This is a genomic window from Maribacter sp. 4U21, from assembly GCF_002742365.1.
Classification (GTDB): Bacteria; Bacteroidota; Bacteroidia; order Flavobacteriales; family Flavobacteriaceae; genus Maribacter.
The window spans coordinates 149,757-172,365 of the sequence record NZ_MDGN01000038.1 but is presented as its reverse complement, the minus strand read 5'-3'; the positions used below and the strand labels follow the sequence as shown (position 1 = coordinate 172,365).

Here is a 22,609-nt window from a genome sequence, read left to right as displayed (position 1 = left end):
TGTGTTTTAAAACAAAAATACGAGTTGACTTCAATATTACCCTAACGGATGAGCAATACTTTATCAATGGTGATATAAGTTGTTTCAATCGCAGCTTAATGATAACTTTGACGACATCTAATTCATGATTTCGCTACAAACCTAAAACCTATGGACACTGTTTTTAAGGATATGCCCAAGGAGGCTATTTTATATCTGAGTTTAACCTTTGGTGGTTTTCTTATACTCTATTGGACGGTACTTTTTGTTTTGCGAAAACTGGGTAGGGACCCCAAGTACTTATTACCCGAAGGCGTTATGAAGCGGGTAGCTTTTCCTATTTTTCTAATCTTTGTTTCCATCGTTATTAGAATGGCCTCTTTTAGGCAATTACTAGGGCTAGAGGACAAAGGATACCTTTTTCGAAAAGCAAGCACCTTGCTTTTCATCTTCGCCGCAACGTGGTTGGTAATAGGGGTTTTAAAGGTGATAAAAAAACTTATCATACATAACTACGATGTTAGTTCTTCCGATAACCTGAAAGCCAGAAAAATATACACGCAGTTTAATATTCTAGAACGGATTATCATTTTTATAGTAGTAATATTAGCTATAGGCCTAGCGCTAATGAGTTTTGAAGAAATTCGTGAAATCGGGGTCAGTATCTTTGCCTCTGCAGGGGTTGCCGGTATAATCATAGGGTTCTCCGCTCAGAAATTAATTGGGACCATACTTGCGGGTATTCAAATAGCCGTTGCACAGCCCATAAAAATAGATGATGTTGTCATTGTTGAGGGTGAATGGGGACGTATAGAGGAAATTACCCTGACCTATGTGGTCGTTAAAATATGGGATAAACGTAGGCTGATAGTCCCAACTCCCTATTTTATTGAGAAACCCTTCCAGAACTGGACCAAATCGTCTTCGGACATTTTAGGAACCGTATTCCTTCATATGGATTATAGGGTTCCGTTCGATGCGCTTAGAAAAGAACTCGCTACCATTTTAGAAAGTACAGACTTATGGGACGGTGAAGCAAGTAATATTCAAATAACCGATAGCAAAGCGACCTATGTAGAGGTCAGGGCCATGGTCAGTGCTCGGAATGCCTCAGACGCGTGGGATTTAAGAGTACTGGTACGGGAAAGACTGATTACTTTTTTACAGGAAAACTATCCGGATAGCATTGCTCACAACAGGGTGTTGTTGAAGGACGTTAATACAAAAGAACAATAAATACGTACTTTTATTCCCATGAAATCTCTTTTGCTATTTACATTTTTCATTCTAACGACTGCGGTATTTTCCCAACAAATCACCTGCACCCCAAAAAACAAACAGGCAGTAAAAGATAAATTGATACAGGTAGCTAGTTTACTGGAAAAGGATTTGGGCAAAACCATGGTTGCTGTTGGAAAGACTTTTTTAGGCACCCCATATGTTGCAAAAACCCTAGAAATTGATAAGACAGAATTACTGGTGGTAAACCTTCATGGATTGGACTGCACGACCTTTGTTGAAAACGTGCTTGCTTTTAGTCTGCTTTTAAAGAACGGGCAATCCAGTTTTGATGATTTCACTCAAGCCTTAGAAACCATTCGGTATAAAGATGGCGAGTTAGATGGTTATGCTTCTCGATTGCACTATTTTTCGGAGTGGATAGCCAATAATGAGTCTAAGGGTTTATTGAAAGACATTACCAATGAAATAGGTGGCAAGGAAATTACCAAGCCCATAAATTTTATGAGCACCCATCGCGATTTATATCCCTTTTTGAGCGATGATGCCAATTTTGAAAAAATTAAGGCTTCGGAGAAGTATCTGAACGAACAGGTAATTTGTGTCCTAGCACAAGAAGATATTTTGGCCAACGAACACCTCATTAAATCCGGGGATATCATAGCCCTAACAACTTCTATTAAAGGCCTAGATATTACACACACCGGAATTGCAACTCGGGAAAAGGATGGTCGTATCCATCTATTACATGCCTCTACCGTGGGTAAAGTAGTCGTATCTAGTCTACCCCTGATAGACTATCTCAAGAAAATAAAAGGCAATACCGGCATCATGGTGGCAAGGGTTTCTTCCTAACAGATAACGAACGGTATTTTACGATTTAAGCGTTGGGCAGGGCCATTACATACTTCTTAGGTGTAGTACCATACTTCTTTTTAAATGCTGCTATAAAATGGCTAGAAGTACTGTACCCTATTTTTAAACCTATTTCGTTGACATTGTACTGTCCAGATTCCAGAAGCCTTCTAGCGTACTCCATTTTGTAATCAAAAAGAAAGCTGTAAACCGAATCTCCATAAATCTGCTTAAACCCCTCTTTCAAACGTTTAAGGCTTAGTCCTATTTCCTTGGAAAGTTCAGGCAAAGAAGGAGGTTCGGCCATATTCGCAATAATCAGCTCCTTAGCCCTTCTAATACGTTTTACGTTATCCTCGTCTACAAGAAAAGGGCATTGTTCTACATCGGCATCCGTGCTTTTATTAAAATAAAGGGAAATTAATTCGTAGACCTTTCCCTTGATAAATAACTTCTTGATGGTAGGGTGCAAATTATAGTTTATCATTTGACTGAGCACTACCGCTATGGCCGGCGAGACCGCCTCTTGGGCGTAGTATTTCTTTTCGCTACTTTCAGTATTAAGAAAAGGAATATAACTGGCTTCATCAGAGAATAAGGAATGAAACTTGCGTATGGTCATTACCACGGAAACCATCCATGAACCGGGAGCTAAGGACAGGTCCAATGGTAAATCTAACTGCGTATTATACAATAATAATGAATTTTCCTCAGAAACTTCCAGGGCATAGTTTCCTTGGTTAAAGACAAATTTTCCACCCCCTTTTAAACAGAAATGGAACTGTATATATCTTTTATTGATCTCTCTTGTTACCTGCTGAGGCTCAACCCCTTCATTCTGTATTTTGAGTACATAGAAACCGTCATCGATTAATATTTCCTCGAAAGAACCTGTAGCGACATTTTCTAATTTCATTTTAAATAAATTTTACTTCTAAGTTATTTAGATAGAGTCTAAATAATATGCTGATGATGCTTAAAATCATAATAAAATTAAGGCATTTCAGCGGATTTACATCAATTTACTCAGAAAAACACTTTTATCGATGTTAATTGTTCCTCTAGCGTTACTTTTATCCAAGGACGGGTTCTATTTTTGTTTCGCTTTATGAAAGATTATCATATTTCCAAACACAATTCCTTTTACACCATAGGACTTAACTACAAAAAGGCCGATGCCGTAGTGCGGGGTAAATTCAGTTTGGACGAGACTTCCATGAACAATCTTTTACTTAAAGCACAAGAACAAGGGGTAGACGGACTTCTGGCAACTTCCACCTGTAATAGAACCGAGCTTCACGGCTTTGCACAGCACCCCTTTCAACTTATAAAATTACTTTGTGAGCATTCCAACGGAACCGTAGAAGAATTTCAGGAAGTAGCCTATGTTTACAAAAATAACGAGGCCATTGGCCATTTATTCCGCGTAGGCACGGGTTTGGACAGCCAAATACTTGGCGATTTTGAAATCATCAGTCAACTGAAACAAAGTTTTAATCGTTCCAAAAAAATAGGTATTGCGAACCCTTTTATAGAACGGCTATGTAATGCCGTAATACAGGCGAGCAAGCGTATAAAGAATGAAACCGAAATTTCTTCAGGAGCCACATCCGTGGCTTTTGCATCGGTACAATATATTTTAAAGAATGTCACCGATATTACCGAAAAGAACATTCTACTCTTTGGTACAGGTAAAATTGGAAGGAACACTTGTGAAAATCTAATCAAACATACTAAAAATCCGCACATCACCCTAATCAACAGAACAAAGGGTAAAGCTGAAAAAATTGCCGGAAAATTTAACCTTTCCGTTAAAGATTATGGGGATTTACAGACCGAAATCCGTAAAGCCGATGTTTTGGTAGTAGCCACGGGCGCATTAAAACCTACCGTTTCCAAGGAATTAATCTATACAAAGAAGCCGCTTCTGGTATTGGATTTATCCGTTCCAAAAAATGTAGATGAAAATGTATCCGATTTAGAAAACGTAACGCTGATTCATTTAGACCATCTCTCCCAGATGACCGATGAAACATTGGAACGAAGAAAAGAATTTATCCCTGCCGCGGAGGTAATCATTGAGGATGTCATGGCAGACTTTATACAGTGGTTGGAGACCCGTAAGTTCGCTCCAGTTATAAAAGCCTTGAAAATGAAGTTGAAGACCATGAAGGACGAGGAACTAGATTATCAGTCCAAAAAGAAATCCGATTTTGATACGGAACATGCGGATATTATCTCTGACCGCATTATTCAAAAGATAACCAAACAATTTGCGAATCACCTCAAAGATGATAAGGTAGATTCTGATTCCAGTCTAGAACTTATCCAAAAAGTATTTCAATTAGAACTGGACCAGAAATGAGCAAAACCATACGCATAGGAACCCGCGATAGTGAATTAGCACTGTGGCAGGCCAATACGGTAAAAGATGCCTTGACATCTATGGGCCATAAGGCACAGATCGTAAAAGTAAAGTCCACTGGAGATCTCATCTTGGACAAACCCCTTTACGAACTTGGGATTACGGGCATATTTACCAAAACCTTAGATGTTGCAATGCTCAATGGGGAAGTAGATATCGCTGTGCATTCCATGAAAGATGTACCCACCGCGCTACCCAAAGGCATTGTACAAACGGCTGTATTAAAGCGTGCCAATTATCTGGATATTCTGGCATATAACGACAATGAAGAATTCCTTGGACAACGCAAAGGAGTTATCGCCACAGGTAGTTTAAGAAGAAAAGCACAATGGTTGAATAGATACCCCACCCATACTGTGGTTGACTTAAGGGGCAATGTAAACAGCCGTTTGGAGAAATTGAACAATAGCGATTGGAACGGAGCCATTTTTGCCGCCGCCGGATTGGAACGTATAGGTTTGGAACCCAAGAATACCTTGGGTCTTACATGGATGCTACCCGCCCCGGCACAAGGAGCGATTATGGTGGTTGCCATGGAACATGATGATGAAATACGCCAAATCTGCGCACAACTCAATCATGAGGAAACGGACATCTGCACCCAACTAGAAAGGGAATTCCTAAGAGAGCTTGAAGGTGGTTGTTCTGCACCAATTGGGGCATTAGCCTATATAAACAAAGAGAATATTGTTCATTTAAAGGGTATTCTTTTAACCGTTGACGGTTCTAAAAAATTGGAAGCTTCTTTGGAAGCACCGCTTGGAAAACATAAAAATCTCGGAATTGATTGTGCCAAAAGTATTCTTAGCCGGGGAGGCAAACGCCTCATGAACGAGCTGCAGAATGGCAATCTACAACCACACGTGTTCTCTACTAAAAAATTCACCGAAGAACAGCAACAACGCTTCTCGTCTTCAGTAAGGGTAGATTCAGAGGATTTTATAAAGATAAGCCCCAATAGGATTTCTCCGATACAGCTTAGGAAGGAAATGAAGAATGTGGTATTCACCAGTAAAAATGCGGTGGAGAGCTTGCTGACCAACATAAGTCCAGAAGAGCTAAAATTTGAAAACATCTACTGTGTTGGTAGAAAAACCAGACGTCTCATTCAGAAGAAAATAGGCAAGGTTACCCATTTTGAAAAGAATGCTACAGATTTAGCGAACTATTTAGTAGAGTATATCGAGGGCACCGAAGTAACGTACTTTCATGGAAACCTTAGCCTAGATATAGTGCCAAAAATTTTAGAGGAGAATAATATTACCGTTCATACCATTGAGGCTTACCGAACAAAATTAGCCGGAAAGAAGATTGATGAAGCAGTGGAAGGTATTTTATTCTATAGCCCTTCGACCATTGAAAGTTATTTAATCAATAATGAACCAAATAAGATAGCCTACTGTATCGGTGAGACTACCGCTGCCGAAGCACGCAAACATTTTAAGGATGTTAAGGTCTCTAAAATACCGGACGTAGAAAGTGTTATTGATCTAGTGAATGATGATTTTAAAGCCCCCTAGCCCCCAAAGGGAGAATTATTGCATGATATTATGATAAAAAACGACCTATTCCTAAAAGCCTTGAAAGGCGAAACCGTTGAAAGGCCACCAGTTTGGATGATGCGCCAAGCGGGCAGGTATCTGCCCGAGTTCATGGAAATTAAACATAAATATGATTTCTTTACCCGTTGCCAGACCCCAGAATTAGCCTCGGAAATCACTGTACAACCCATTCGGAGATACGGCATGGACGCGGCAATACTCTTCAGTGACATTCTTGTCATTCCACAGGCCATGAATATTGAAGTAGAAATGAAGCCAAACTTTGGGCCTTATCTGCCCAATCCCATCCGTTCACAAAAGGACCTAGATAGCGTCATTGTGCCCGATATTAACCATGCGCTAGATTACGTAATGCAGGCCATAAAGGCGACCAAGGAAAAATTAAACGATGAAGTACCTTTAATTGGTTTTGCAGGTTCTCCGTGGACCATACTCTGTTACTGCGTTCAAGGGCAAGGAAGTAAGACTTTTGACAAAGCCAAAGAACTATGTTTTACGCAACCCGTAGTGGCTCATGAACTATTGCAAAAAATAACGGATACTACTATTGCCTATTTAAAGGCGAAGGTAAAAGCAGGTGTTAATGCCGTACAAGTATTCGACTCTTGGGGCGGTATGCTTTCTCCTGTTGATTATCAAGAGTTTTCTTGGCAATACATACAACAAATAATCGATACCTTAAAAGATGAAGCACCGGTAATCGTATTCGGAAAAGGCTGTTGGTTCGCTCTAGGCGATATGGCCAAATCTGGTGCATCTGCACTTGGTGTAGATTGGACCTGTTCCGCTAGAAATGCCAGATATCTTTCTGGCGGCAAGATTACACTACAAGGCAATTTTGACCCGTCTCGGTTGTTATCACCCCCTGCGCAAATAAAGAAAATGGTAACGCAAATGATCAATGAATTTGGAAAAGACCAATATATTGTAAATCTTGGTCATGGTATTCTACCTAACGTTCCGGTAGAAAATGCAAAAGCGTTCATAGATGCCGTAAAAGAATATAAACCATGAGCTAAGCAATCCTATGAGTTTACTTAAAACTTTGTCGGGGAAATACCTTCGTTTTAAACTAGGCTTAACCCCTCAACAAAACCTTTTTTATGGGTTTCTTAGCTATGTACTTATAGGAGCGGTTCTGCTCTCCCTTCCCTGGTTGCAAAAAACCAGCGTATCCTTATTGGATAATTTATTCATTGCTACCTCAGCCGTCTCTACGACAGGTCTCGTCACAGTCTCCGTATTTGATTCCTATAACTTCTTTGGACAACTGGTTGTAGTGGTATTGTTTCAGCTTGGCGGTATCGGTTACCTCACGTTTACCACCTTTATGATTTTGTCCACGACCAAAAAAATTACCCATTGGCATCAAACACTACTTAAAACAGAATTTACGCTACCCGTTACTATTAAGATAAGGGATTTTTTGAAATCGGTCGTTGTTTTTACCTTAGTCATGGAGGTGTTAGGAGCCATATTGTTCTATATCGCGTTCAGCAGAGAGGGAATGTCCGTTTTAGAGGCATTATGGTCAGCTATTTTTCATAGCATCAGTGCCTTCTGCACAGCAGGTTTTAGCCTTTTCAATTCTGGTTTTGCCGATTATTCAGGGAATGTTCTAATTAATACGACCATTTCCATTTTGGCCATCGCCGGTTCTTTGGGGTTCATCGTTGTTACCGACTTTGTACTCTTACTCCGCAAGAAAAAGCATAACCTTAGCTTTACGACCAAAATAGTTTCTTACGGCTTTTTGATATTACTTTCATTTGGGTTTATCTTTTTCTATACCTATGAACCTGCCATAAGTAATTTAGAGGGCAGCGAGCGTTTTCTAGCCGCTTTCTTTCAGAGCATGACCGCAATGACCACCGTAGGTTTTAACACCGTAGATTTTGGAGCTTTTATGCTCCCTATGCTGTTGGTCACCATATTTCTAATGTACATAGGGGCATCACCCTCCGGTACCGCGGGTGGGATGAAAATTACGACGCTAACGGCAGTTCTTGCCATCATGAAAAGCAGGTTAACGAACAGTAAGCGCATTACCTTTTTGGGTAGGATTATACCCTACGAAAGACTTTATATTGCTACCTCCTCCTTTATTTTTTACACCTCCATTATAGCCTTGGGCACTTTTATCTTAACTTTTTCGGAAGACTTTAAGTTTGAACGAATTTTGTTTGAAGTGGCATCCGCACTCGGAACGGTAGGTTTAAGCACAGGTATCACCGGGGACCTGTCCGTGGTAGGTAAAATAATCATTATCATAACCATGTTTATCGGAAGATTGGGCGTACTTACCTTTGGTCTCGCCATTTGGGCAAAACAACATACGGGAGATAAAAGCATCCCTACTGACGACATTGCCGTGTAATTATGATCTTTGATTTATCCGACTATATTATAGAGGCCATACATGAAAAACATGCTTGGCGTATCTGTGACCTTATGACGATAAATTCGGAAAGATTCCGTCGCTTTTTCCCAGAAACGCTTCAACAGAATCTAACCCCGGACCTCTCCAACTATTTTGTACAGCAAAAAGTACGTCAATTCCATAGAAGAGAGGAATTTCTCTTTGTTTTAAAGGAAGCTGAGCATAGTGCCATAATAGGCCTAGTTTATATAAAAGACGTGGACTGGGCCAAAAAACGGGCAGAATTGGCCTATTGCATAGGTTATCAGTATGAAGGACGAGGATATATAACACAAAGCGTTCAAAAGCTTTCTGACTACGCTTTTAAAGAGTTGGGCTTAAAAACACTTCAAATAATAGTACACAGATCCAACAAAGGAAGCATTCGAGTTGCCGAAAAGTGTGGGTATATTTGGAGCAAAACCTTGGTAAAGGCCTTTACGCCACCTAATGAAAATGCTTTGAACATGGAACTTTATGAATTACAATATGAAAGATAAATTCTACACCTACATAGAAAAACTACAAGACACGATTACCACTAAATTGGAAGCTATTGATGGTGAAGCTACCTTTAAAGAAGACCTTTGGAAACGACCAGAAGGCGGCGGCGGCAGAACCCGTGTAATTGCAAACGGTAAGGTATTTGAGAAAGGCGGCGTAAATATCTCCGGGGTATATGGAGAGTTACCTAAAAGTATGCAGACCTATTTTGGGGTAAAGGATGCCGATTTCTTTGCCTGTGGGTTAAGTTTAGTACTGCACCCCAAAAACCCAATGGTACCCACGGTACATGCCAACTGGCGCTATTTTGAAATGTATGACAAGGAGGGTAATATCGTGGACCAATGGTTCGGTGGCGGACAAGATCTTACTCCCTACTATTTGTTTGATGAAGATGCCGTACATTTCCATAAAACCTGTAAAGAGGCCTGCGATAAACACCATCCTGAATTCTACCCCAGATATAAGCAACGTTGTGATGAATATTTCTGGAATACCCATAGAAACGAGGCCAGAGGCATAGGTGGATTGTTCTTTGATTATTGCAAAACAACAACGGAAACAACAATGACCGATTGGTATAATTTTGTAACGGAAGTAGGGAATAGCTTTCTACAAGGTTATGTGCCCATTGTAGAAAGAAGAAAGGACCTGGCTTATACTAAGACCCAACGCGACTGGCAAGAAATTAGAAGGGGCAGGTATGTGGAATTTAATCTAGTACATGACAAAGGCACCCTATTTGGCTTAAAGACCAATGGTAGAATTGAAAGTATTTTAATGAGTCTGCCCCCGCACGTACAATGGCACTATGACCACCAACCAGAGAAAGGTAGTGAAGAAGCAAAACTTTTAGAAGTATTAATAAGACCACGGTCTTGGGTATAATCGTATACGATATGGGGAAAAAAGGAAAAGCAAAAAATACGGTCAATAAAGCCAAGCATATCAAGCTTATGACCCAGAAGAAGAATAAGCTAAAAAAGGAGGTCACACTTAGAAAAGAACGTTTAAAAGTAATCATTGCAAAAGCCAAAGAAAGCGAATAATTTAAATCATACTTCACGGATATGAAACAAAAAATCTACCAAATCGATGCTTTTACCGATACTGTTTTTGGTGGTAACCCAGCAGCCGTATGTCTTTTACAAGAATGGCTTCCCGATGATGTAATACAGAACATTGCCGCTGAAAATAATTTAGCGGAAACCGCTTTCGCTGTTTCTAAAGCCGATTATTATGAACTTCGATGGTTTACTCCCGAGCTAGAAGTAGATTTGTGCGGACATGCAACTCTGGCAACCGCTTTTGTGCTATTTAACTACTATGGACTCAAAGAAAATACTCTACGGTTTATTTCTCCAAGAAGTGGTGAACTTTTGGTTGATAGGAACTTGGATGGGAGCATGACGCTAGATTTTCCTAAGGATGAGTTATTCGCCGTAGAAAATCAAGAAGACATCAACCGCGCCATTGGAAAGGTTCCGCTCCAAACGTTTAAAGGAAAAACGGACTTCCTTTTGGTGTTTGAATCCCAAGAAGTCATAGAAAACATATCACCAGACTTTCATCTTTTAAACCAGCTTGATTGCCGTGGGGTTATCGTTACCTCGGTCGGGAAAGAAGTAGATTTTGTATCCCGATTTTTTGCGCCACAATGCGGTATTCCAGAAGATCCTGTTACCGGTTCGGCACATACATCCCTGACACCCTATTGGTCATCAACATTGGATAAGACAAAGATGAGCGCCAAACAACTTTCGCAACGTGGAGGAGCATTAGGCTGTGAATATCTTGGCGACCGCGTAAAAATCACGGGCAAGGCAGTTTGTTATATGGTTGGGGAGATTTTTCTTCGATAGTTAGTGGATGATATAACATCACCCACTAGGTTTATGCTAAGGCCACTACTCCTCTATAACTTTCAAGTTGTCATCAGAATTACGGTCAATAAGCTTGTTGTAGGGGTCAATACCTGCCTTTAAAGGCTTTTCGTCCGTTATTATGGTAAAGGTATTATCGCCCGGAGAAAGCCATTTTAAATCCATAGAAAGCGGGTTTTTTATAGTGATCCCGTCCTCGTTGGTTACATCTTCTCCAAAAAGACCGATGTCTACCAAATTATTTTTGTCATCTGCCAGTTTTTCCTTTCCGGAATCGTCATAATAAATCTTCTTGGAATTTACGGTAAACGTAGTTTTCCATTTGTTGTTATCTAGCGCTTTTGTCTTGGCGTTCATGACCCTGTTCTCATAAAGTACAATTTCCTTAAATCCGTCGTCAACTTTATATTTTAAGGAGTCCGGGGTTACTTCATAAAGTGCTTTGTACAAATCTTCAGACGATGCATAATAGCCTTTTTTAAAATATTTAAACTCGTTCAAGAAGTTACGAAGTCCTTTATTTACAGTGGCCTCACCAATAACGTCTTGCAAATCATACATAATCATGGAGCCTTTCTCGTACCAAATATACTGACCGGTCTCTACGTCCATTAACGAGCGTTCCGGTTTAAAGCTAAATTGTCTGCTAGATAGATATTCGTCCAGCGAATTCTTTAAAAATGATTTAATACCATTTTCTCCATACTCCTGCTTCATCGTCATAAGCGATACATACTCGGCCAAGGTTTCGGAAATAATATTGGCGCCAGAAGTTTTGCTCGGTGTTACGATATGACCCCACCATTGGTGAGCTACTTCATGCGATGTTACACGAAATGCGTAATTGTAATCTTCGGCCTTGGAAAAATCCGCCACAAAGCCAAAATCCTCGGAATAGGGTATGGTCGTAGCAAATGATTGCGCAAAGTTGGAATACGCAGGAAATTCGATAATACGTATGACCGAATAGGGGTACTCCATATAATTTTTGGAGTTATAGTCCAATGATATTTTGATTCCCTTTATAAAATATTCCAGGTTCTTGTTATGCTCCGGGTGGTGATATATCTCAATCTCCACTTTTTTTCCGCTCGGCGCTGTCCATTTGTCTTTCTTTACCTCATACTTAGCACTAACGAAATTGAAGAAATAGTCGGTCTTGCCCTCTAGTTTGTAATTGTAATAACTTCGGTCTCCTTCGTTCCACTTTTTTATAAGTGTGCCTGGTGCAATTGCAATTTGATCACTAGATGTACTAACGATAGCTTCAAAATTCATATAGTTGGCATCCTCGTTAGATAGGTTCCTTTTAAGTGCCAAACTATCCGTCCGTGGTGGAAATAGAAAATCTAATTCTTCCAGACCATACTTTTTACGAACGCCATTATCGCTCAAAGCACGGTCGTAGTGAAACGTAGGGAAAATGGCATCCCTGAAAAACGTTCCGTTTCCTAAAATAGCGGTTTCGGTATCATTGGAAAATCCATGCGTACGTACCTTGGTTTCAATAACTAAATTTGCCGTATCCTTTGCTTGTAGGGGTTTTGGCAACTTATAAATAAAAAGACGATAAACACTATCGTTTAAAAATGGCTTTATTTCGGTACCATTGTACACAACCTTACTAATCTTAGTGTCCGCGATAGGGAACTTAATTTCCATCAATACCGTATCGATGGGTTGGTCCGACGGATTTATAATCTTAAAAATCCCTTGAGCATCCGCTTTACGCTCCTCTGGATAAATATCAATATTGGCCTTTAGATCAATTACTTGAATGTGCGGTTTGCCTATATACTTCCCATAGGCTTTCTCTGCATCGGCATTTACCCTTTCTCCATAATCACCATCCTCTAACTGATTCAATACCTTTATATTGTAATAGCTATATGCGGCTACGGAGACAAAAGCCAGCAAAAAGAACAGGGTATAGGCAACAGTGCTACCTTTAAACCTACTCTTGGCCAATTTTAAACGCTCTTTAGCGGAAGAAAAGAATCCTCTGTTCCAGAATATTTTACCAATCGCAGCAAAAACACAAGTAAACAAGACCCAATATAGATTCAACCAAAATTCTCCATATAGGTAATGGCCAAAACCATTTAAATCGCTTAAAAAACTTCCGGTGGTATCACTGAATATTAGCAAGGGGTTGTTGGTTTTAAAGGCCAAACTTAAAAGTAGGGGGAGTCCAATATAGATAGTAATTACGATGAAATGACCCAAAAATTTATTGTTCACCAAGACATGGATAAAGAAGGCCAGCAATAAGGTCATTAAATAGGCAGGAAATATTTTGGCAAAATTATAGGTGAAATACATGCCTAGCTCATAGTTGAAATAACCATTAACCGTTTGGTATATTATACCAACTAGTATTCCTAATAAGGTCAGTACTACGGCAACCCCAACGAGCGAAATAATTTTAGAAAGATATAGGGTATTGTTACTCACCGGCAGCGCATCATAAAACTCGAACGTTTTGTTTTTACGGGTTCTATGTACCGCTTCACCAGCATAAATAATTAGGATAATTACAGAAAATAACGATATTCCTCCTGCTATTTGCGCCACCATATAGCGTGTTAGAGGCAAGGACGGCGTACCGTAGATTTGATTGGATTGATAAGCCACGAAACTAGCGATAAGAATACCTATGACTATCAATACCAAAAAGACAGATTCCTTTACAATGGATAAAAATTCTATTTTACTAAGCGACCATAGATTTCCCCACTGTGCCTTTTTTGTGAAACTCTGGGCAATGGCCGTAATTCCGCTTGGCTCATAAATTGCTTTATCTTCCTTAACGGATTTTTTCTTTTTGGATGCCAAAAACCCTTTGTACGAAAATTTGAAAAGCGTAAAAAGAAATATTACTAGGGCTATTCCCAACCAAAATAAACGATTCAACATAAATTTTCCCGAAAGGGAAAGTTGTGTGGTGTTCAATTCATTAACGGACCAATATTTGGTGATATAACCATATGCCCTGTTTCCGAAAGGATCTACGTAAACACTAAGCCATTCCGTATCTAAACTGGACAATAGTTCACCTGAAATAATGGTCGCCAGAAAAAGGACAATACCTCCCAAATAGAGGATAGGCATCCGTTTAAAGAAGGTCATAAGACTAAAGAACAAACTCCCGATAAAAAAGGCATTGAACGTCAATAAATAAACAAACGGTAAAAAGTAGGACCAGAAATTAAAATCGGTATAGGTTCCATAATCCGGTCTATCTAGAAAAGCACCGAGCCCAAAACCTATCATGGCGCCCACCATTGCACCCAAGTTCATAAGCGTTACAATGGCAAAGCTGCCCCAAAACCGTCCAAGGATATAGTTTTTTTCAGAAACAGGATACGTAAAATAAGTTTCCGCAGTCCTATGCTCCTCGTCCCTGAATACCGGAACACCCATAATAGCGGCGTAAAAGAATAGGGCCAAAATGCTCATTCCCCCAAGAACACCTACTATGGCGTCAGGACTATTGGTATACTGTGCCGTGACGGATTTTTCAAACACCGCCAATAAAAACGGCATCAGGAACATGATAAAAATATAGATGTAGGTAGCCGGTCTTCGGAGTCGGTATTTCAACTCAAACAAGAAAATCTCTTTCATGATTATACGGTTTGAGGTTGATTGATACTATAGAAATAAAAATCTTCCAGATTGTTGTTCACCAATTCAAATCCGTCACCGGGATCCGTATCATGGTAAATATTTACGTTTAGATTTCCGCTTCTGAGATAGGTGGAAAGTACTGTATATTCCGACTGGTATAAATCTATCTCCTCCTTCGCGATTTTCTTTCGAGACACCCTATTATTCAAGGTGTTGGACAGTTCCTGCGGATGCCCTTGGACCACCACCCTGCCCTCGTTAAATACGGCCATATTCGTACACAGGTTAACTACATCATCAACAATATGGGTAGATAGAATTACGACCGCATCCTCTCCGAGCTCACTTAGCAAATTATGAAATCGGTTACGCTCTAGAGGGTCCAAGCCAGCAGTGGGCTCATCTACAATAATCAACTTTGGGTTGCCGATCAGGGCTTGTGCAATTCCAAAACGTTGGCGCATTCCACCGGAATAATCCCCAAGATTGCGTTTACGGAACTTAAATAAGTTCACCTTGTTCAATAAATCGGAAACATACGCCTTGCGGTCGTTCTTGTGCTGAATCCCCTTAATCTTGGCGATATGGTTCAGCATCATTTCGGCAGATACTTTTGGATACACCCCAAAATCCTGTGGTAAATACCCCAAAACCTTGCGAAGTTCGTCAGGAGCCCCAAAAACATCCGTATCATTAAAGGTTATGGTTCCGCTATCGGCCAATTGTAGGGTTGCGATGGTACGCATCAAAGTAGATTTTCCGGCGCCATTAGGGCCTAAAAGGCCGAACATACCCGTTCCAATTTCAAGATTTACATCGTTTAGGGCCTGTGTTCCGTTAGGATACGTTTTATTCAAATTGGAGATATAGAGCATATGCTATGTTTTGGTTGGTTTATAATTTTAAGGAATAAGTATGGAAGATATTCAATTTGTTACAATCTCAACTATTTTAGCAAGGATTCAAATTATAAGAAAAAGACTATCCGCTCATAGAATGACAGGCTTCCCTTATATTTGTGAAAGATTCATTTTTTTTTAAAAATAGTTTGTACAATCCTAGAACAATAAACTGTGTATCCACTCATAAGAAATAGAAGACTTAGAAGTTCAGAAGCCATAAGACATTTGGTTCGTGAAACCATTATTACACCAAGCGACTTTTTAGTACCGCTTTTTGTTGTTGAAGGTAAAGGTGTTAAAGAAGAAATAGCTTCCATGCCCAATTATTACAGACTTAGTTTGGATAACCTGGAGAAAGAAGTAAAAGAATTATGGAACATGGGGCTTTGTGCCGTGCTCCTTTTTGTAAAAGTTCCCGATAATTTAAAGGACAATGCCGGTTCAGAAGCGTTAAATGATAATGGTTTAATGCAATTGGCCATAAAAACGGTGAAGAATGTTTGTCCGGATATGTTGGTGATGACCGATGTTGCCCTTGACCCGTATTCTTCTTACGGGCATGATGGTATCGTGGCAGATGGACAAATACTCAATGATGAAACTGTAGAAGTGTTGGCAGAGATGAGCGTTTCGCACGCCAATGCCGGAGCCGATTTTGTAGCTCCTAGTGATATGATGGATGGTCGCATACTTAGTATCAGGGAAGCTTTGGAAGACGAAGGGCATAGCAACACAGGAATCATGAGTTATAGTGCAAAATACGCTAGTGCTTTTTACGGTCCTTTTCGTGATGCTTTGGATTCTGCACCGGTGGACATTAAAAACGTTCCCAAGGATAAAAAATCCTATCAGATGGATTCCGCCAACAGGTTTGAGGCCATTTCGGAAACCCAACAGGATATTGATGAAGGTGCGGATATCGTCATGGTAAAACCTGGACTTTGCTATCTGGATATTGTTAGGGAAATAAAGAATGAAGTAGACGTTCCCGTAGCCGTATACCAAGTTTCAGGGGAGTACGCCATGGTCAAAGCCGCAGCGGAAAAAGGCTGGTTAGATCATGATGCCGTAATGATGGAACAACTCATTGCCATAAAACGTGCTGGGGCCAATATTATAGCCAGTTATTTTGCTAAGGACGCTGTTCGGCTGATGTAGAAAGGTAACGCCCTCTTAAAAGGTTTCCTTTTAGGTGAAGAAAAATTCAATATGAAAAGAAAGCTTCTCATTTTGTTATGTTGCGTGCTTCCAATGGAAGCTGTCCTTTCACAAGAAATCATACCTGACAAAATTGCACTGCCAAGAACGCATACACAAGATGTATCGCTGTTATCAGAAGTGGATTTACTTTCCGTAAACCCAAAGGTCGATTCCATAATAACGAACGGTATAAAAAATGAAGCATTCCCAGGAGCACAAGTACTTGTTGCCGAAAAAGGGAAAATCATCTTCCACAAAGCTTATGGATTTCATACCTATGACAGTATTCAACCCGTTGCTTTAAATGATCTTTACGATTTGGCATCGGTCACAAAAATTCTTGGTCCGCTACCTGCATTGATGAAGTTGGTAGCTGAGGGCAAATTAGATTTAGATACGCCTTTTAGTACCTATTGGAAACCGTGGCGGGGCGTAAAGAACAAAGAAACCATCACGCTTCGGGAAATTTTGGCTCATCAGGCCGGTTTAAAGCCTTATATCGTTTTTCTGAATCGTGTTTTAAATAAAAATGGCAAACCCAAGAATCGCTTTGTTAAAAAAGAGCGGAACAAGCGGTTTGAAAAGGAAGCTTACGATGGAATCTATGTTAAGGATAGGTTCAAACTAAAAATGTACCGTATCATAAACAGGTCCGAGGTATCTTCTGAAAAGAAATATGTCTACTCGGGTTTGACATTCCTCATTTTTCCTGAATTGATCCAACAATTAACGGGTATCCCCTATGAAGACTACGTGACAACACATTTCTATGCACCCATAGGCGCCAAAACCTTAGGGTTTTTGCCCATGTCCAAGAGGCTTTCAAATAGGATAGTCCCTACCGAGGTAGATACGCTTTTTCGCCATACCGTGACCAAAGGCTGGGTACATGATGAAAATGCCGCGCTGCTGGGTGGTGTTTCTGGTAATGCCGGACTTTTTGGTACAGCAAACGACCTGGCAAAGATGATGCAGCTGTATCTGGATTATGGCATGTATGATGGCGAAAGAATACTGCCGAAGGAAATCGTCAAAGAATTTACAAAGGTACAATATCCGGATAATGAAAATAGAAGAGGATTAGGTTTTGACAAGCCACTCTTAGGTAATGCTTCGCTTCTCTTTTCTGAAGCCTATCCCGCACCTCAGGTAAGTCCTGAAAGTTTTGGACATAGTGGATTTACAGGTACTTTCGTATGGGCAGACCCTTCAAACCAATTGGTATATATTTTCTTGTCCAACAGAGTGTACCCTTCGCGTAATCACAGAAAATTGTACGAGCTCAATATTCGCCCCGCCATACAGCAAGTCTTCTATAATGTACTCGCTAACTCAAGTTAAGCAAGACACATACCTATTTTATTGGTATCTTAGTCCCAGAAAATGAACCTATGGGACTACTGGTATTCTATGCTGTTATTTCAATCTTTTTTTCCTTTCTGTGCTCCATATTGGAAGCCGTTCTACTGAGTATTACACCAACCTTCATCAATGTTAAAAAAAGGGAAGGCAAGTCATATGCCACTACTTTAGAAGAACTAAAGAAGGATGTGGACAAGCCTCTTATTGCCATACTGACCCTTAACACCATAGCACATACGGTAGGAGCCATACTCGTAGGTGTACAGGCAAAAGTGGCTTATGCAGAGCTATATGGCACTGAAAAAAGGGCTATATTCGGAATTGAGTTTTCGGAGGACCTTATGGTCGGGGTGGTCTCTACCATTATGACCATTTTAATCCTAGTGGCTTCCGAAATCATACCTAAGACCATTGGTGCGACATACTGGAGGCAGCTATCTAACTTTACCGCCAAAGCATTGAATATTATGGTACTTGGTCTTAAATATACCGGACTTCTTTGGCTGTTGCAATTATTCACCCGTCTCGTAGGTGGCAAAGGACATCACGGTAGCGTACTGAGCAGGGAGGATTTTACGGTAATGACGGATATGGCCCACGAGGAAGGTGTCTTTGAAAAATCCGAATCCACCATTATTAAGAATCTTCTGCGTTTTGACGAGGTATTGGTGAAGGATGTAATGACCCCAAGGGCCGTGATGAAAATTGCCTCGGAAGAGAAATCCATTCAGACCTTTTTTGAAGAAAATCCTAAGTTAAGATATTCTCGTATTCCTGTGTTTCAGGAGAAGATGGATAATATCACCGGTTTTGTCCTAAAAGATAATGTCTACGAAGAAATTATTAATAAGAACGGTGGGTTGCCGCTTGGTGAAATTAGAAGGGATATTCTAGTTACGAGAAGAAGTACCCCTATCCCCAAATTATTCGATATCCTTATCGCCAAAAGAGAGCATATTGCCTTGGTCGTTGACGAATACGGTTCTGTTGCCGGTCTTGTAACCATGGAAGATGTTATAGAGACCCTTTTAGGATTGGAGATTATGGACGAAAGTGATAATGTAGCGGACTTACAGCTCCTAGCGCGTAAGAATTGGCAAAGTAGGGCCAAGCAAGCGGGTGTTATAGAGCAAACTCCTGAAACTCCGAAAGGGGAATAACCACAACTAATGGAACAAGCCTTTATCCAAAGTCCGTTAGGTGTCACCAAATTAAAAGGCGATACCAATGGCTTAGTCGCTATTTCCGTCCTTAATTCCGCCGAAGCCCTAACCACCGTTATCCCTGCATGTTTAGAGGATGCCGCTTATCAGCTTAAAGAATATTTCGACGGAAAACGCCAACACTTTGATTTAACGTTAAATCCCGTCGGTACCGATTTTCAGAAACGTGTTTGGAAAGCCTTGGCAGAGATTCCATACGGTAAAACGGTTTCTTATCTGGAACTCGCTAAAACCTTGGGTGATGTAAAAGCCATACGAGCCGTTGCGGCGGCCAATGGCAAAAATCCCTTATGGATCATAGTTCCTTGTCATAGGGTAATAGGAAGCGATGGTTCATTAACGGGATATGCTGGTGGTCTGCATCGCAAAAAATGGCTTTTAGAGCACGAAAGTCCGGTGAAACAACAATCGTTATTCTAATTTTTTGAGACTATCTGGTCGGTTTTTTACATCAAGTAGCTAACAAACGTACGCCCTACTGCACTTCATCCCTATTTTTGTCCGTGTTAACGCAACAAATTAGAATTATAAGTTAAGGACTTAGGTGTAAAACAAACTGGGCGGTCCGTTCCCAGAAAATTTTCAGTATTACTTTTACAAATAAATAGTTCGCAATAATTGCCTATTTTCATGGGACTAATTCGCTCTCCAAAATGAAATATTTCAAATTTCTAGTTTCTCTTATGCTCACCGCTGCCGTTTTTTACGGTCTAAATACCAAGATTGGCCCGGCACCACCGATTGGAAAGTTTCTTAATCCGTATACCGGAATATGGCAGAACGAAAAAGACGATGCCATTACGGGAACCATAGAAATAAAAGGTCTAAAGGAGAAAGTGACCGTGCATTACGACGCACAACTGATACCACATATTTTTGCACAAAACGATACCGATCTATATAAAGCGCAAGGCTACATTACTGCAAAACATCGCCTTTGGCAGATGGAATTTCAGACCTATGCAGCCGCTGGGCGTTTATCGGAGATAATTGGTGATGCTGCTCTTGATTACGATAGGCAAGAACGTAGACGAGGTATGGGTTTTGGGGCGGAACAAGCCCTAATAAAGATGAAAGAAGACCCGGAAACGGCAGCTTATATAAAGGCTTATGCGGAGGGTGTAAATAACTATATCAACCAACTACAACCCAAAGACTTCCCGGTTGAATACAAATTATTAGATTATGTTCCGGAACCATGGACAGTTAAAAAAACAGCCCTTTTGTTGATGTATATGACAAAGGATTTATCAGGGTTTGACTCGGATTTAGAAAATACCAACGCCTTACGTTTATTCGGAAAAGAACGTTTTGATTTGCTGTTCCCCGATTTTTTTGAGGTCAACGACCCTGTAATTCCAAAAGAAACAGACTGGAGTCACATCGATGTGCCTATGACAAAAACACCGGAAAGTGAATTGCCCTTAGATACCATTACTAGTACTATGGACAAACCACACCCTGATAACGGCAGTAACAATTGGGCCGTTTCGGGTCGAAAATCCTATTCTGGCAATCCTATTTTGGCCAATGACCCTCATCTAGGCCTAAATCTACCTTCCATTTGGTTCGTAATGCAACTGAGTACACCAGAACATAATGCCTTTGGGGCCACCTTACCCGGAGCCTTGGGCGTTATCTCAGGTTTCAACAATCATATTTCTTGGGGAGAAACCAACGCCACGAGAGACGTATTGGATTGGTATAAAATTGAATTTAAAGACGATAAGCGTACCCACTACAAATATGGAGAGGCATGGAAAGAGGTCAACATCAGAGTAGAAGAAATAAAAATAAAAGGTAAGGAACCGTTTAAGGATTCCGTACGCTACACGCATCATGGTCCTGTTGCATATGACATTAATTTCAAAGGAGATAACGGACGTGCAGGCTATGCTATGAAATGGATAGGACATATTGGCGGCAACAACCAAAAAACCTTCTTAGCCTTGAACAAGGCACATAATTATGAAGAATATGTTACGGCATTGACGCATTATAGTGCTCCCGCCCAAAATTTTGTATTCGCTTCTACCCAAGGTGATATAGCCCTTTGGATACAAGGAAAATTTCCGAACAAGTGGAAGGGACAAGGAAAATTCTTGATGGACGGTAGCAACCCTGAAAATGATTGGCAAAGCTTTATTCCCCAACCCTTTAATGCCCATACCAAAAACCCGGAAAGAGGATTTGTAAGTTCTGCCAACCAGCATCCCGTGGACCAAACGTATCCCTATTATGTCTTTAATGACGGTTATGAAACCTATAGAAATAGGGTGATCAATGAATTTTTTCGAAGTAAAGAAACTTTTTCCATTCAAGATTTCAAGGACCTGCACAACAATAATTATAACCTGAAGGCCGCAGAACTTATTCCGTATGCTTTGGAAAACATAGATACCACTATGCTTAACGCTGAAGAGATAGCTGTCTTAGAACAATTGAAAAACTGGGATTTTTATAACGATATCGATAAAGAAGGGCCAAGTATTTGGAGGAATTGGTGGGGTAAACTCTATACTATGGTTTGGGACGAGTTTAGCGTGGAAGACGTGGCGTTGGACGCTCCGTTTACCTATCAAACCATACATATGCTTAAGACTATGGGAGAAGACCCTTTCATGGATATAGTAGCGACTCCGGAAACAGAGCATGCGAAAAATCTGTTCCTTTTAAGCTTTAAGGAAGCGGTAAAATCCCTAACGGAATGGAAATCAGAAAATGGCGAGTACAACTGGCGCGACTATAAAAACACTAGCGTAGGGCATCTGCTGCAAGGTCTACCCGCTTTCTCCAGAACCAATCTCCCGATTGGGGGAGGCAGAAATATTGTAAATGCAACTTCCGAAAGGCACGGACCTTCTTGGCGTATGATCGTAGAGATGAGTTCGCCTCCAAAAGCGTTGGGCATCTATCCAGGTGGGCAATCGGGGAATCCAGGTAGTAAGTTCTATGATGATTTTATCGATGTATGGGCGGCAGGCGAATATCATTGTCTCCATTACCTACAGAACGATACAGAGGCCGATGCCGTAATAGCTACGCAAACCTTAACACCAAACTAAATGAACTCCAAAAAAATAAATTTTGCTGTAACACTTGTTCTAGCCTTGGCTTTTTCATTTTTCCTACCGTGGTGGTCGGTAATGTTGGCCGCGTTTATCACGGCGTTCCGATTACCTCTAAAAGGTATTAGCGTATTTCTATTACCTTTCCTTGCCATTTCATTGTTCTGGGGTATTTATGCATACCTTTTGGCAAACGATAATAGTTTTATCCTTTCAAAGAAAATAGCTGTACTATTACCATTGAAAGGTAGCCCATACCTTTTAATTTTGGTTACAGCCGTAGTTGGTGGTTTAGCGGCCGGGATAGCTGCAATTTTTGGCAGACAATGTCAACTACTGTTGAGAAAGAAATAAGATT

19 protein-coding genes are annotated in these 22,609 nt (G+C 40.5%); 16 read left to right on the top strand and 3 right to left on the bottom strand.

The window, feature by feature from the left end; genetic code table 11:
- The first annotated feature begins 150 nt into the window (after positions 1–150).
- Positions 151–1,215: a mechanosensitive ion channel family protein gene (locus BFP77_RS07910; protein ID WP_099573487.1), complete on the top strand. Its 1,065-nt coding sequence runs from the start codon at positions 151–153 to the stop codon at positions 1,213–1,215.
- A gap of 18 nt (positions 1,216–1,233) precedes the next feature.
- On the top strand, positions 1,234–2,073 hold the full coding sequence (locus tag BFP77_RS07905; protein WP_099573486.1) for an N-acetylmuramoyl-L-alanine amidase-like domain-containing protein: 840 nt from the start codon (positions 1,234–1,236) through the stop codon (positions 2,071–2,073).
- Positions 2,074–2,098: 25 nt separating this feature from the next.
- Here BFP77_RS07905 and BFP77_RS07900 read toward each other — a convergent pair whose 3' ends face one another.
- Positions 2,099–2,989, bottom strand: a complete 891-nt coding sequence (locus BFP77_RS07900; protein WP_099573485.1) for a helix-turn-helix domain-containing protein — start codon at positions 2,987–2,989, stop codon at positions 2,099–2,101.
- A 192-nt stretch (positions 2,990–3,181) separates the two neighbouring features.
- Here BFP77_RS07900 and hemA point away from each other — a divergent pair, with 192 nt between their 5' ends.
- The 8 genes from hemA to BFP77_RS07865 are packed head-to-tail and all read left to right on the top strand — an operon-like array spanning position 3,182 to position 10,845.
- Positions 3,182–4,438 (top strand): glutamyl-tRNA reductase, encoded by a 1,257-nt coding sequence (hemA, locus tag BFP77_RS07895; protein WP_099573484.1) that lies wholly within the window; start codon positions 3,182–3,184, stop codon positions 4,436–4,438.
- A complete protein-coding gene (gene hemC, locus BFP77_RS07890; protein WP_099573483.1) occupies positions 4,435–6,018 on the top strand; it encodes a hydroxymethylbilane synthase in 1,584 nt (527 codons plus the stop codon). Before hemA ends, hemC begins: the two co-directional genes overlap by 4 nt.
- 30 nt (positions 6,019–6,048) lie before the next feature.
- Positions 6,049–7,074 (top strand): uroporphyrinogen decarboxylase, encoded by a 1,026-nt coding sequence (gene hemE, locus BFP77_RS07885; RefSeq protein WP_099573513.1) that lies wholly within the window; start codon positions 6,049–6,051, stop codon positions 7,072–7,074.
- Positions 7,075–7,087: 13 nt separating this feature from the next.
- Entirely contained in the window at positions 7,088–8,437 is a 1,350-nt protein-coding gene (locus tag BFP77_RS07880; protein ID WP_099573482.1) for a TrkH family potassium uptake protein, read from the top strand.
- A 2-nt stretch (positions 8,438–8,439) separates the two neighbouring features.
- Positions 8,440–8,979, top strand: a complete 540-nt coding sequence (locus BFP77_RS07875) for a GNAT family N-acetyltransferase (RefSeq protein ID WP_099573481.1) — start codon at positions 8,440–8,442, stop codon at positions 8,977–8,979.
- The gene (gene hemF / locus BFP77_RS07870; RefSeq protein WP_099573512.1) at positions 8,969–9,871 is read left to right on the top strand and encodes an oxygen-dependent coproporphyrinogen oxidase; all 903 of its coding nucleotides are present in this window, start codon (positions 8,969–8,971) and stop codon (positions 9,869–9,871) included. The genes BFP77_RS07875 and hemF overlap by 11 nt, the downstream gene beginning before the upstream one ends.
- Before the next feature lie 11 nt (positions 9,872–9,882).
- A complete protein-coding gene (locus BFP77_RS16965; RefSeq protein ID WP_180272328.1) occupies positions 9,883–10,032 on the top strand; it encodes a hypothetical protein in 150 nt (49 codons plus the stop codon).
- Between the two features lie 21 nt (positions 10,033–10,053).
- On the top strand, positions 10,054–10,845 hold the full coding sequence (locus BFP77_RS07865) for a PhzF family phenazine biosynthesis protein (protein WP_099573480.1): 792 nt from the start codon (positions 10,054–10,056) through the stop codon (positions 10,843–10,845).
- A gap of 45 nt (positions 10,846–10,890) precedes the next feature.
- Here BFP77_RS07865 and BFP77_RS07860 read toward each other — a convergent pair whose 3' ends face one another.
- Together BFP77_RS07860 and BFP77_RS07855 are read right to left on the bottom strand one after the other, a co-directional pair.
- Positions 10,891–14,493, bottom strand: a complete 3,603-nt coding sequence (locus BFP77_RS07860; RefSeq protein WP_099573479.1) for an ABC transporter permease/M1 family aminopeptidase — start codon at positions 14,491–14,493, stop codon at positions 10,891–10,893.
- A 2-nt stretch (positions 14,494–14,495) separates the two neighbouring features.
- Entirely contained in the window at positions 14,496–15,371 is an 876-nt protein-coding gene (locus BFP77_RS07855) for an ABC transporter ATP-binding protein (protein WP_099573478.1), read from the bottom strand.
- 198 nt (positions 15,372–15,569) lie between these two features.
- On the opposite strand from BFP77_RS07855, the gene hemB reads away from it, so the two are divergent.
- From hemB to BFP77_RS07825, 6 genes are all read left to right on the top strand, one after another.
- The gene (gene hemB, locus BFP77_RS07850; RefSeq protein WP_099573477.1) at positions 15,570–16,556 is read left to right on the top strand and encodes a porphobilinogen synthase; all 987 of its coding nucleotides are present in this window, start codon (positions 15,570–15,572) and stop codon (positions 16,554–16,556) included.
- 51 nt (positions 16,557–16,607) lie between these two features.
- The gene (locus BFP77_RS07845; protein ID WP_218963462.1) at positions 16,608–17,939 is read left to right on the top strand and encodes a serine hydrolase domain-containing protein; all 1,332 of its coding nucleotides are present in this window, start codon (positions 16,608–16,610) and stop codon (positions 17,937–17,939) included.
- Positions 17,940–17,989: 50 nt separating this feature from the next.
- Positions 17,990–19,120 (top strand): CNNM domain-containing protein, encoded by a 1,131-nt coding sequence (locus tag BFP77_RS07840; RefSeq protein ID WP_099573475.1) that lies wholly within the window; start codon positions 17,990–17,992, stop codon positions 19,118–19,120.
- Positions 19,121–19,129: 9 nt separating this feature from the next.
- A complete protein-coding gene (locus BFP77_RS07835; protein WP_099573474.1) occupies positions 19,130–19,603 on the top strand; it encodes a methylated-DNA--[protein]-cysteine S-methyltransferase in 474 nt (157 codons plus the stop codon).
- Between the two features lie 233 nt (positions 19,604–19,836).
- Positions 19,837–22,248: a penicillin acylase family protein gene (locus BFP77_RS07830; protein ID WP_099573473.1), complete on the top strand. Its 2,412-nt coding sequence runs from the start codon at positions 19,837–19,839 to the stop codon at positions 22,246–22,248.
- Positions 22,249–22,605 carry a hypothetical protein gene (locus BFP77_RS07825; protein WP_099573472.1) on the top strand — a complete coding sequence of 119 codons (357 nt, stop codon included), beginning with the start codon at positions 22,249–22,251 and terminating at the stop codon, positions 22,603–22,605.
- Positions 22,606–22,609: the final 4 nt, after the last annotated feature.